Genomic DNA, 12,946 nt, shown 5'->3' on the forward strand with positions numbered 1-12,946 from the left:
CGCCTGGCGCAGGGGGAATGTTTTTCATGTGGCAAGGCCTTCTGGGTATCCTGGTATTTACCGCCATCCCCATCCTTTTGAGTGAAAACCGCCGGGCGATCTCGCCGCGGATGACCCTCGCCTGCCTGTTACTCCAGTTCGCCGTCGCCTGGATCATGCTCCGGGTAACCTGGGTGCAGAGCGCGCTGCTGGGACTCAACAGCGCAGTTAAGACACTGGAACAGGCGGCGCTGGCAGGCAGCAGCTATATGTTCGGTTATCTGGGCGGCGCGGATCTCCCATTTGTGGCGGATGGTCCGGGCAGCCCCTTTATCATCGCCTTCCAGGTGCTGCCCATTGTACTGGTGATGAGCGCCCTGTCCGCGATTCTCTTCTACTGGGGAGTATTGCAGAAGGTCATCGGCGGCCTGGGATTTCTGCTGCAAAAAGCCCTGCGCCTCGACGGCCTGCAAACCTTCAGTGTGGCGTCCAGCGTATTCTTTGGCATTGTCGAGGCGCCCCTGCTGGTGCGGCCCTACTTCCAGTCAATGTCGCGCTCGACCCTGTTCCTGCTGATCACCGCCGCCATGTCCACGGTAGCGGGTACCGTCATGGTGCTCTATGCCAGCCAGCTGGAAAACATCGTCGCCAACCCGGCGGGGCATATCCTGGTGGCCTCCCTGATCAGCATGCCGGCAGCCGTGCTGTTTGCCCAGATGTGGGTGCCCCCATCGGACCGGCTCGAACATCACGTGCCCACCGTACAGAGCGAGGCCCAGAGCACCCTCGATGCGCTGGTACGCGGCACCGAAGACGGGGTGAAGCTGCTGCTCAACATTATTGGCATGATCGTGGTGCTATTTGCACTGATCTACCTGGTAAATGCCCTGCTCGGCGCCGTTTTCGGTGAGCGGATCAGCCTGGAATACCTGGCCTCCATCCTGTTCCACCCGGTGGTATGGCTGATGGGCGTGGACAGTGCAGATATTCCGCAGGCGGCCGAGTTGATGAGCATCAAGCTGATTTTCAATGAGTTCGTGGCCTACCAGAAGATGGCGGAGCTGGGCCCGGAGGCCATGTCCAGCCACAGCAACCTGATTCTGGTTTACGCCATCTGCGGTTTTGCCAACTTTGCCAGCCTGGGGCTGGTGGTGGGCACCATTTCCACCATCGTGCCCGGGCGCACGGCGGAGGTGGCCTACCTGGCCACCCGGGCCCTGTTCGCCGGTTTGCTGGCGACCTGCATGACGGGAACGGTGGTGGGACTGCTGCAGGGATTTTGACCCGCGGTCCCGGCCGGAGGCGCCGCCGGGGCGCGCTTCAGCCCCGGGCGTAGAGTCGGGTTTTGCCCTCGGGGCCGCGGCGGAAGCGCTTGTACTCCCACTGGTACTGCTCCGGCGCCTCGGCGATGCAGGCCTCGACGCCGCGATTCATGGCAGCCAGGGAAACTTTCTGCTCGTCACTGTAAATGGCCTGCTCGGCGGGCAGGAACACCAGCTCGAAGCCGCCCTCAACACGCTGGCCGAAGCCGAACACACAGCGGGCCCGGGTGCGCTTCAGCAGGTTGTGGGCCAGGGTCATGGTCAGGGCCGGCTTGCCAAAGAAGGGCGCGAAATCGCCGCCGGAGGTATCCGGCTCCTGATCCGGCAGCACCATCACGATATCGCCGTTTTTCAGCGACTTGAGCAGAGCGCGCACCCCGTGCACGTTGGTGGGCACCATCTGCGTGCCGGTGGCCTCGCGGCCCGCACGGATAATCGGGTCCAGCGCGGCAATCTTCGGTGGCGCGTAGAGTGCCGTGGACGGGCCCAGGGTGGCCAGGTACATGCCGAAGATTTCCCAGTTGCCGGTATGGGGCATCAGCACCAGCACCCCCTGGCCCTCGTCGACGCCGTCGGTCAGCAGCTGCTGGTTGCGGACCCGCATGATCAGGTCCTCGCTGCGGCTCCAGGGCTGGCGCCACAGCGTCGCCACCTCGAAGCCGGTGATGGCGGTATGAACCACACTGCGCCGGGCCAGCCGCTCCCGCGCCGCCGGATCCATACCGGGATAACACAGATTCAGGTTGATACGCGTCACCCGCAGGCTCTCACCGCGGAACAGTACCGCCAGCCAGCCGAAGGTCGCGCCAAGGCGGCGTGCCCAGCGCAGCGGCAGTTTTCCCACCAGTTTCAGTGCGCCGGCAGCCAGCGCCCCTTTGATATCCAATGCCAAACTTCCTATCCAAATGTGCGCGACAACTGACCTGCGCGCGGATTCCCGGCCGATTCACCCCGGAGGCGCCTTTAGTGCGTAACCCGCTACCGCTATAATTGCGTCCCTTTGCCCGCGCCCAGAGGCGCGGCAGACCGAACACATCAAAGCCGGAGATAGCGGTGTCCAAGCAATACGACCTCAGCACCTTCCAGGGCCTGATTTTTGCCCTGCAGGATTATTGGGCGCGCCAGGGGTGCGTCATTCTACAGCCTCTGGATATGGAAGTGGGCGCCGGCACCTTCCACCCGGCCACCTTCCTGCGCGCCATCGGCCCGGAGACCTGGAACGCCGCCTATGTCCAGCCCTGCCGCCGCCCCACAGATGGTCGCTACGGTGAGAACCCCAACCGGCTGCAACACTATTACCAGTACCAGGTGGTGCTGAAACCTTCCCCGGACAATATCCAGGAGCTGTACCTGGACAGCCTGCGCGCCATGGGCGTCGATCCGGCCGTGCACGATATCCGCTTCGTCGAGGATAACTGGGAGTCCCCAACCCTTGGCGCCTGGGGTCTTGGCTGGGAAGTATGGCTGAACGGTATGGAGGTCACCCAGTTCACTTATTTCCAGCAGGTAGGCGGCCTCGAATGCTTCCCCGTCACCGGTGAGATTACCTATGGCCTCGAGCGAATCGCCATGTACCTGCAGGGAGTGGAGTCTATCTACGACCTGATCTGGACCCGTAACCCGGACGGCAGCCCGGTCACCTACGGCGACGTCTTCCACCAGAACGAAGTGGAAATGTCCCACTACAACTTCGAACACGCGGACGTGGAGTTCCTGTTCAACACCTTCGATCACTGTGAGCGCGAGAGCCAGCGGCTGATCGAACTGGGCCTGCCGCTGCCGGCTTACGAACAGGTGATGAAAGCTTCCCACGCCTTCAACCTGCTGGATGCCCGCCATGCCATCTCCGTGACCGAGCGCCAGCGCTACATCCTGCGCGTGCGCAGTCTTGCCCGCGCCGTAGCGCAGGCCTATTACGATGCGCGCCGCGCCCTGGGCTTCCCCCTGGCAGCGGAAGAACTCAAGGCCGACATTCTGGCGGAACAGGTTGAAGCCGAAGCCAAGCAAGAGGAGAAGCAGTAATGGCGCAGGATTTTCTGGTAGAGCTGGGCACCGAGGAACTGCCGCCAAAAGCGCTGCACACCCTGATGGAAGCATTTGCCGAAGGGATCGCCTCCGGCCTGCAGGCCGCCGAACTGGAGTACGGCAGCCTCAAGGCGTACGCGGCACCGCGGCGTCTGGCGGTGGCCGTTTCCGGCCTCGCGGAAAAGCAGCAAGACAAACAGATCGAAAAATTAGGACCAGCGGTCAAGGCTGCGTTCGACAAAGACGGCAAAGCCACCAAGGCTGCCGAGGGTTTTGCCCGCAGTAACGGTGTGACCGTGGAAGAGCTTTCCCGCAAGGACACCGACAAGGGCGAGCGCCTGGCGTTTGTCAGCGAGCAGCAGGGTGCAGAAACTGAGACTCTGCTGCCGGGTATCGTCGAAAAGTCGCTGGCTCATCTGCCCATTCCGAAGCGCATGCGCTGGGGTGCCCGTCGGGAGGAATTCGTGCGCCCGGTGCACTGGCTGCTGATGCTGTTCGGCAACCGGGTTGTGGACGGCGAAGTACTTGGCCTCAAGGCCGGCAACACCACCCGCGGTCACCGCTTCCACTGCAACCGCGAACTGGAGATCCACTCCGCCCAGGACTACGTGCAGCAACTGCGTGAGCCCGGCTATGTAGTCGCCGATTTCGCCGAGCGCCGCGAGATGATCCGCGACCAGGTTACCGCCGAGGCCCATAACGTCAACGGTGAAGCGGTCATCGACGAGGACCTGCTGGACGAAGTCACCGCTCTGGTGGAATGGCCGGTGGCCCTGACCGGTCGCTTCGAGGAACGCTTCCTCGAGGTGCCGGCGGAAGCGCTGATTTCTTCCATGAAGGAACACCAGAAATATTTCCACGTTGTGGATGGCGATGGCCAGCTGCTGCCCTTCTTTATCACAGTGGCCAATATCGAAAGCCAGGACGCCGCACAGGTGATTCACGGCAACGAGCGGGTTATCCGCCCGCGCCTGTCCGATGCCGCCTTCTTCTTTGAAACCGACAAGAAGACCAGCCTCGAGGCCCGCCGGGAAAAACTGAAGCAGGTGATCTTCCAGCAGAAGCTGGGCACCGTATACGACAAGACCGAGCGTCTCGCACGCCTGGCACCCGCCATCGCCAGGCTGATCGGTGCCAACGAGACCGAGGCGGAACGCGCTGCCAGCCTGTGCAAATCCGACCTGGTCACTGAAATGGTGTTCGAATTTGCCGACATGCAGGGTATCGCCGGCTACTACTACGCCGAGAACGACGGCGAGCCCCTGGATGTCGCCAGGGCCATGTACGAGCAGTACATGCCGAAGTTTGCCGGTGACGAATTGCCGAAAAGCGATATCGGCACCGTAACCGCACTTGCCGACCGTCTGGATACCCTGGTGGGTATCTTCGGTATCGGCCAGCCGCCCAGTGGCTCCCGCGATCCGTTTGCCCTGCGCCGCGCCAGCCTCGGTATCATCCGCCTGCTGGTGGAAAAAAACCTGGATCTGGATCTGCGCCAACTGCTGGAACTGGCCCGCGACCAGTTCCCGCGGACCGCACTGGGCGAATACAACACCGTGGTGGACCAGACTCTCGCCTATGTACTGGAGCGTTTCCGCGCCCGCTACGAGGACCAGGGTGTTCCCGCCGAGGTATTTATGGCGGTGGCGGCGCGCAAACTGTCCCAGCCGTTGGATATCGACAACCGTGTGCAGGCGGTTTATGCGTTCAGCCAACTGGCCGAGGCCCAGGCGCTGGCTGCTGCCAACAAGCGGGTATCCAACATTCTCGCCAAGCTGGAAGGCCCGGTGCCCAGTAAAGTGGATGAAGGCCTGCTCCAGGAGGACGCTGAAAAAGCGCTTTATGCGGCAGTGGAAGATGCCCGTGCCCAGGTCGCGCCGATCTATGCGGAGCGCCGCTACACCGAGGGCCTTGCGGGACTCGCCGGCATGCGGGAAACCGTCGACAATTTCTTCGACCACGTCATGGTCATGACGGATGACGAGGCGCTGCGCAACAACCGCCTGGCCCTGCTGGCACAGCTGCGGGCGCTGTTCCTGGAAGTCGCCGACATCTCCCTGCTGGCACCGGCCAAGTAAGCCGCCATGTCCTTGATCGTGCTGGACCGGGATGGGGTCATCAATAGCGAGCCGGCGGGGGGCGTTACCTCCGCCGATGCGTGGGAACCACTGCCGGGCAGCATTGAGGCCATTGCCGCTTTGAGCCAGGCGGGCTACCAGCTGGTGATTGCCACCAACCAGCCCGGTCTGGCCCGCGGCTGGTTTGACCTCGATGAACTCGAGGCCATGCATGCCAAACTGCGGGCTCTGGTAGAGGATGCCGGCGGAGAAGTCGCGGCAATATTTTATTGTCCCCACGACGATGACGACGGCTGTCGCTGTCGCAAACCTGCCACCGGCATGCTCGATGCCATCGAGGCGGAGTTTAATACCAGCCTCCACGACTGCTATTTCGTCGGTGACCGCACGCGTGACCTGCACGCTGCCGTGGCAAAGGGCTGCAAACCGGTGCTGGTGCGCACGGGATGTGGCGAGGACACCCTGCAGCAGCTACTGACTCATCCTGACGCGGAGCTGGCGCAGACCGAAGTTTTTACGGACCTGGACAACTTTTCACAATATGTCTTGCGCTAGACGCTGATCCTGCGGGTTTACTTCACCGCCTGCAACGTAGCGTAGCGCCGGGGGGCTCGCCGCACAGTATCTGTGACGATTGCCTGGAGCGAAGCCATACCAGAGCGAAAGACCCGCCTCTTCTGTTGACGATCCTTGCGCAGCGAGTCCGCCCAACCGGCTGTTTCCCGGCTTTTATCAATCGCTTCGCCTCAGCTGAATGCGGCCACGCTGCTCTTCAGACAACCTCGATGATGATCGCCTGGAGCTCACCAAACTGATTGGCCTCCAACCCGGATCAAGCCCAGGTCCGTAAACCAATCACACCGTAATACAGCAGATAGACCATTACTGTGCCGTGCAGCAACGCACCGAGCGCGGAGTGCCAGTATGCCACTTGGTTCATCTCGCTGCTGCGTGCACGATAGGCCGCATAAAGTCCCACTACAGAAAATACCGCGAACAGTGCTGTGGCAACCATGATGGCGACAGCGATGAGGCTGGGTCTTGCCAATACGTCAATCGGGTTGCTGCTGGCCGCAAATCTGAACAACAGTACCGTTGTCACAATGCAGATACTGCTCAGCAGGGGCCACACGCGCACACGCGTCGGCAGCCCCGCGGATATATTCCCGCGCAACCGCCGAACCCCCCAGATGGGGAAAAACAGCAGGGAACTTGCGATGTACAGCAACCATGCTCCCCCTGTGCCCAGCAGGCTAAAGGCAGCGGCGGCACTTACGGGCTGATAGGTAAGGGAGTCTGCCTGGATGATGTCACCGGCCAGAGGATCACTGGTGATCACAAGGCCAGCTTGGGAGATGCCATCCGGCCGGAACAGATTTTCAGACAGGGGGTAGTAGTATTCTGGCACGCCACCCAGCAGCGGCTCGCGGGCAAGGCGGTTCCCGTCTAACCGGATCGACTCGATGCCGACGACACGCTGGATAAAGTGAGTGACCTCCCGGCGGGGATTGATCGGCATGTAGAAGCCCTCAATTGTTGTGGACTCCAGGGCCAGGGTATTCCGGGGTTCCAGAGATGGCGGTGTCAGGTCCCGTGTCTCGTAGGCGCGCACTAACTGGCTTATTTCGCGCAGCGCGGCATAATTCCCTGCATTGATCATGATCGCATGGCCGGCGTTCGCCTCCGGCAGGTAAGCCAATGTGCTCCTCGCGCCATTGACGGCACCCCGGTGCTCCCGGTAAACCCAGTGCTTGTAGATGGAGGAATAATTACTCAGACCGTAACCCAGCTCCAACCCGGCCTTGGCGCCACTGGTGCTAGTGCTGCGTTCCATGCGCGCCAGTGAAGCCGGCGACAACAGTGCTCTCCCTTCACCACGACCCCGATTGACAAAAAATGCTACAAACTTCGCCATATCCTCAGGGGATATATTGATAGCACCAGAGGGCCGCAGGGAGATGTGCTGGTAGCTCAGGCGTTGGTCATTCGCATACAACGAGACACCGTGCTGCATGACATCGTCATTGAGGCGATAGGTAACGGTGTTCATTCCCAGCGGGCGGAAGAACTGGTCCGCCACGTACTCCTCAAAATTCTGGCCGGTAATCTTTTGCACGATGTAGGCGGCCAACGGTGGACCCGCGTTGCAATAGGCCATGCGTGTACCGGGTTTCCAACGCGAACTGCGCGAATGTGGGTGGTAGTCCAAGCCATCCTTGAGGCTGATGGTGGGGTCGCTGAGGGCAAATTGCGGCAGGTGGTTATCGTCCCAGCCCGTTGTGTGCTCGAGCAGGTGCACCATGCGGATCGGGTCAGTGTCCTCCCAGGGATTATCGTAAAAGATCTCGGGTGCCAAATCCGACAACTTATCGTCCAGTGACAGCCGCCCCTCCTCTACGAGCTTTAATACGGACAGAGATACAAACATTTTCGAGATCGAGCCGATACGGTACATGGTCGATGCATCGGCAACGGTGCCGGTGGCGATATCAGCCTTACCCAACGATCCCACCCAGACCGGACCTGTCTCATCCACCATGGCAATGCCGACCGCAGGCACCTCATGCTTCACCATCGTGTCTTCAATAGCCGCTTTCAGCTCACTCAGGGTTGTGATTGTCGCCCGCGGTTCAGTGGCAACAGATAAGGTGCTAGTGAACAGAAATCCACAGCACGCGGTGATCAAGCCGAGAAATCGAAACATTTCCTGAGCCCCCCTGTTCTTTTTCTTGGCTGGCTTCCTGTATGCCTCAGTGCCCACGCCACCCTGGATTTCATCATGAAGCTTCAATAGCGGGTTCGATGGCGCTTCTCCGGGCCACCGTGTATGTATTGTTATCACAATGAGAAGGCGAAGGGCATGGACGCATTCGATCCTGTAGTAACAGGCTGGCGCCGGTTTCGACCCGACAACGCATCAAGCGCACGCGGAGCATCACCTTTACGAAGTGATGGCAGACCCATACAGTCCAGATCAAGCCATCACTGCTCTTTACCATACCGGCTCCAGGTAGGCGCACCCTCCTGACATGCCGTAGCCGGCGCGGCGGTCTGTTGCAGAGAGGCTCAGCGACATCGGGGTCAGTTGCCAAGAAATAGAACCTTCCCGACCACTATCTTTTCGACGCTACCGATTTTCTGGCACGGCTCCCATCGACATAGTTCGATTGCCTACTTGCAGAGGGTGGCGGTGCGTGCAGCCGAGCAGGCCGCTTGCCTAACTCGGGCTCTCTAAAGCCACCCCGCCGCTTCCAATTCTCCTGGTCGGATATGGAGTTCCCAACGACAGACGGGGTGTCTCACGGCCCTTTGCGCAAAACCCCTTCGCAGACAGCGCCCCTTCCGTCGGCTATATGCACGTCGTACTGGCGACTGCCATGGGATACCACCGCTTTATAGCCATCGATCACTGCGGGAAGATAACGGCGCCCGGGTTTTGGGCAACCGAGACTACTGTCTTCCCACTGCACTGGCTCCACCGATTGCAGTCGAAGCCGGTCTTGCGGAACACCGACATAATCGGCGGTAATCCGCAGAGCCAGATTGCCCGCCTTTTTCAGGGCCGGGTTCAGGGCCGGGTCCTCCCCTTCGACTTCCTGGGCCTGCGTTTGCGCCACCGAAAACATGAGCACCAGTAGCAACATCGATGGCACGGAAGCCTTAAATAAACGAATCATGAAAAAAGACCTCTGACTTGCGCTGGTCATTGCCTCCGGTTATAGGGTCGTCACAGCACGGACGGCAATTGGTGGAGCGGTGAATGCACCGCTCAGTGCCGCCTACGATGAAGTAAGAGGCATCTAAGAAACTTCCACCGGATAGGTGCCGATGCTGCTTGACCTCTGGGGGAGTGCGAGCACAATTGCCCCCCAACCTGGCGGGTACCAAAGCCCAGGCCTTTTTCAGGAGCCCCAGCTGTGAAAGAACTTATCTTGAATCGCGGTGCCGAGCGGCGCCTGAAACGTGGACATCTGTGGATTTACAGCAACGAAATGGACACCGGGCGTAGCCCGCTGAAAGGCATCGAGCCGGGCAGCCAGTGCATGATCTCCGACAGCCAGGGCAAGCAGCTCGGCACTGCATTTGTAAATCCCGGCCAACTGATATGCGCACGGCTGGTTTCCCGCCGCGGTCCACTGGACCGGCCCCTGCTCGAGGAGCGGCTACGCCAGGCACTGGCGATGCGGGAACGTTATTTTCCCCACTCCAGTTACCGACTGGTTTACGGCGATTCCGACTGGCTCCCTGGGCTGGTGGTGGACCGTTTTGGCGACATCCTGGTTGTGCAGGTGAGCAACTGGGGGATGGAGCAGCTCCTGCCCGACGTGGTCGAGATCCTCGATGCGCTGATACAACCCACCGGCATTCTGCTGCGCAATGACCACCAGGGCCGGACAATGGAGGATATGCCACTGGTCAACCAAGTGGTAAAAGGGAATGTTCCCGAGATGGCTCCCTTCGAGGAAAACGGAGTATCCCTGCTCGCGCCGGTTCATAGTGGACAAAAAACCGGTTGGTTCTACGATCACCGGGAAAACCGCGCCCTGCTCAATCGCTGGGTCGACGGCAAGCGTGTGCTGGATCTTTTCTCCTATGCCGGAGGCTGGGGCGTACAGGCACTGGCCCATGGTGCACTGGATGCCACTTGTGTCGATGCCTCCCAGCAGGCACTGGATTGGTGCCGCCTCAACGGGGAGTACAACAAAGCCGGGGATCGCCTGCACACCGTTCGTGGCAAGGCGCTCGACGTATTGAAGGAAATGGTGGCCGCTGGCGAGCGATTTGATGTGGTGGTGCTGGACCCGCCCGCGTTTATCAAACGGCGCAAGGATCACAAAGCCGGACTTGCTGCCTATCGCCATATCAACGAACTGGCGATGCGGTTGCTGGCCCGGGACGGCCTGCTGGTCAGTGCCTCCTGCTCCATGCACCTGGCCGCGGAAGAACTGTTGGAATGTGTGCGCGGGGCATCGCGCAAACTGGATCGCACCGCCGCCATCCTGGCCAGCGGCTATCAGGGTGCGGACCACCCGGTGCATCCGGCGATTCCCGAGACCCGCTATCTGAAGGCGCACTTCGTGCATCTCCGTTGAGCGTATTGGGGACGGGACAGCGGACACAAAAAAGCCGCGGAGTGACCGCGGCTTTTTCGTTTTTTACGATGATGCCTCTGATGGCAATGACCAGAGGATCAGAAGGCGTAACGCATCCCCACGATGGCAGTGCGGGGCTTGTTGGCGCGCGCGCCATCAGGATCGCGGCTGATGATCGCCTGCTCGTCGAGCAGGTTGTCGATCTTCAGGTAGCCGCTCAGGGCCTGGCTGAAGTCATAGTGAGCAGCGGCGTCCAGCACCCACAGTGACTCGGTGCGATCCATGGCATCGGTTTGCCCGCGATTACAGCCGGTGTTGATACACATCTCATCCTGGTAGGCCGCCGTCAGGTTCAGCCGCCAGTTGGCGCCGCTGTCGATACCGGTCGTCAGGGCAAAAACGTTTTCCGGCAGGTAAGCCAGGTTGTCTCCGGCAAGTACTTCGCCGCCGTCCGCATCGCTGGTGGTTTCCGCATCGGTATAGGTATAGGTGGCGCGCAGGGGCAACAACCAGCCGTTAGCGAGCGCCCACTCACTACCCACGCTAGCCTCGACACCCTGAATCTCCGCTTCACCCAGGCTGTAAGTGCCACTGTCAGCACCGTTCGGGCACTCCACCGCAATGGTGCAGTTCTGTACGGTATTTTCATAATCGCTGAAGAAGGCAATGATATCGCCGTTCAGCACGCCGCTATCAAAGCGGGCGCCCCACTCGTAGTTGGTGGAGAGCTCCGCGCCAACACCGTCCTTGGAACCGGCACCCGGAGGTGCAAAACCGCGGTGTACACCCGCCAGCAGGGTCCACTTGGAATCCAGCTCGTAGACCAGGCCGACACCCGGCAGCCACTCGTCGACGGAATTGCTGCGGGAGCTTCCTTCCACACCGCGGGCCACGTCGTCATAGCGTTGCTGGGAAGTGTCGACATCTTCATAGCGCAGCGCGGCAGTCAGGCTGAGTTTTTCCGTCAGGCCCATCTCGTCGTAGATGAACAGCGCAGTGGCATCGGCCTCTTCGACGCGGTTATTACTGCCGGTAGGGAGTTCTTTTTCCACAAACACCAGCTGACCATCCACCTGGTCGAAAGTCTCCACCGGCTGGAAACGATCCACCTCGTCCCAGTGGCGGCGAACGCCGATATTCAGGTCGTGGGAGATTCCACCGGTAGCCAGTTGCCAGTCGGCGCTCACCTGCACACCGCGGGAATCATATTTGCGGTTGTTGTGCTTGAGTTCGATTCCTTCGTAGTCAGCGTCTCCATCCAGCACCGCCTGGGCAAAGCTATCGCCACCGTTGGCCAGGTCCAGCAGAGAGCCGACGTTATCGGTCTTGAACCAGTCGCGCTTGAACTTGTTGTGGTAAGCCTGGCTGCGCAGTGTGAAGGTGTCGCTCAGGGCAATGGCGTGGTTCAGCTGGACAGTGCTGTGGCGGTTCTGCATCTCGTCCTGAGCGGTCAGTCCGTAGCGACGGTTAGGGTCAGCGTCAAAGTCCGCATCCGTCAGGCCGACGTAGCTCATGCCGGACAACTCTTCCGAGTACTGCAGTTTCACGTCCAGCTGCTGCTGGTAGGTGGCATCGGCGTCAGACTTGAGGCGGCCCTTGACCAGGTAATCCTCTTTCTGGATATCGGCGCTGCCCGCGCGATCGATCTCACGGAAGCCATCCGCGTATTGCTGGTGAGTCTCCACCAGCCAGCCGGTGGTTTCCGTGGCACTGCCGTAATAAGTGTGCAGGCGGTTCTCGCCATTTTCTCCGGCCTCCACTTTCACCACCCCTGAGGAGCTCTCGGGGATGGGTGTGCTGAGCAGGTTGACGGCTCCACCGACGGTGAACGGTCCGTACTGGAGAGAGGACGGGCCCTTGAGTACTTCAATGCCATTCAGGCGACCGGTGGTCGGGAAATAGTATGCGGAGGGCGCTGCGTAGGGAGCTGGAGCCGCCAACACGCCGTCTTCCATCAGTGAGATTTTGCTGGAACGACCGCTACCGGAGCCGCGGATACCGATGTTAGGGCGCAGACCGTAACCATCTTCCTCGCGCAGGTAAACACCGGGCACGGAACGCACGATGCGATTGATGTCGGCGAATTCAAACTTGGCCAGGTCTTCTGAATCGACCACGTGAGCGGAGCCCGGCAGGCGCTCAGCCTGGGCACTATCCCCAATTACAGAAACCGTCTCCAGACTCTCGGGTTGTTCTTCAGCCAATACGGGCATAGCGGCCGCAGTCGCCAGGGCAAAGGCGAGCGGCGACACAACAAAGCGGGTCATGCATCCTCCAGCGGAATAGGTGTTATATCTTTAAATGTTGTTAGAAATGAGAATGATTGTATTTTAGCAGTGATTCTTTTTTTTGCAGCTTTTTTTTGAAAATTTCTATGTGGCTGATAGCCCCTGGGCGGCTCAGTGAAGCAACTCCGCCATCACACCGGGTAGGAGTCGCCGATCAGCGG

General features: G+C 60.4%; 9 protein-coding genes. 5 read left to right on the forward strand and 4 right to left on the reverse strand.

The features are described from left to right. Positions 1-26 precede the first annotated feature (26 nt). The gene (locus tag AWR36_RS11145; protein ID WP_176491131.1) at positions 27-1,262 is read left to right on the forward strand and encodes a NupC/NupG family nucleoside CNT transporter; all 1,236 of its coding nucleotides are present in this window, start codon (positions 27-29) and stop codon (positions 1,260-1,262) included. Between the two features lie 37 nt (positions 1,263-1,299). On the opposite strand, the gene AWR36_RS11150 is transcribed toward AWR36_RS11145, so the two are convergent. Further along, complete coding sequence (locus tag AWR36_RS11150) at positions 1,300-2,187, reverse strand: lysophospholipid acyltransferase family protein (RefSeq protein ID WP_067084801.1); 888 nt, start codon at positions 2,185-2,187, stop codon at positions 1,300-1,302. Positions 2,188-2,354: 167 nt separating this feature from the next. Here AWR36_RS11150 and glyQ point away from each other — a divergent pair, with 167 nt between their 5' ends. The 3 genes from glyQ to gmhB are packed head-to-tail and all read left to right on the forward strand — an operon-like array spanning position 2,355 to position 5,959. Continuing rightward, positions 2,355-3,323 (forward strand): glycine--tRNA ligase subunit alpha, encoded by a 969-nt coding sequence (glyQ, locus tag AWR36_RS11155; RefSeq protein WP_096866646.1) that lies wholly within the window; start codon positions 2,355-2,357, stop codon positions 3,321-3,323. Next, positions 3,323-5,404 (forward strand): glycine--tRNA ligase subunit beta, encoded by a 2,082-nt coding sequence (glyS, locus tag AWR36_RS11160; protein WP_067084804.1) that lies wholly within the window; start codon positions 3,323-3,325, stop codon positions 5,402-5,404. Before glyQ ends, glyS begins: the two co-directional genes overlap by 1 nt. A gap of 6 nt (positions 5,405-5,410) precedes the next feature. Further along, positions 5,411-5,959, forward strand: a complete 549-nt coding sequence (gene gmhB / locus AWR36_RS11165; RefSeq protein WP_067084806.1) for a D-glycero-beta-D-manno-heptose 1,7-bisphosphate 7-phosphatase — start codon at positions 5,411-5,413, stop codon at positions 5,957-5,959. Positions 5,960-6,236: 277 nt separating this feature from the next. Here gmhB and AWR36_RS11170 read toward each other — a convergent pair whose 3' ends face one another. Next, the gene (locus AWR36_RS11170; protein ID WP_067084809.1) at positions 6,237-8,108 is read right to left on the reverse strand and encodes a serine hydrolase domain-containing protein; all 1,872 of its coding nucleotides are present in this window, start codon (positions 8,106-8,108) and stop codon (positions 6,237-6,239) included. A gap of 595 nt (positions 8,109-8,703) precedes the next feature. Next, positions 8,704-9,081, reverse strand: a complete 378-nt coding sequence (locus AWR36_RS11175) for a hypothetical protein (RefSeq protein WP_067084812.1) — start codon at positions 9,079-9,081, stop codon at positions 8,704-8,706. A gap of 240 nt (positions 9,082-9,321) precedes the next feature. Between AWR36_RS11175 and AWR36_RS11180 the strand changes: the two genes are divergently transcribed. Continuing rightward, positions 9,322-10,497 carry a class I SAM-dependent rRNA methyltransferase gene (locus AWR36_RS11180; RefSeq protein ID WP_067084814.1) on the forward strand — a complete coding sequence of 392 codons (1,176 nt, stop codon included), beginning with the start codon at positions 9,322-9,324 and terminating at the stop codon, positions 10,495-10,497. A gap of 98 nt (positions 10,498-10,595) precedes the next feature. Here AWR36_RS11180 and AWR36_RS11185 read toward each other — a convergent pair whose 3' ends face one another. Next, a complete protein-coding gene (locus AWR36_RS11185) occupies positions 10,596-12,764 on the reverse strand; it encodes a TonB-dependent receptor family protein (RefSeq protein ID WP_067084816.1) in 2,169 nt (722 codons plus the stop codon). Positions 12,765-12,946: the final 182 nt, after the last annotated feature.

It is taken from the genome of Microbulbifer flavimaris, assembly GCF_001641755.2.
In the GTDB taxonomy this organism is placed as follows: domain Bacteria; phylum Pseudomonadota; class Gammaproteobacteria; order Pseudomonadales; family Cellvibrionaceae; genus Microbulbifer; species Microbulbifer flavimaris.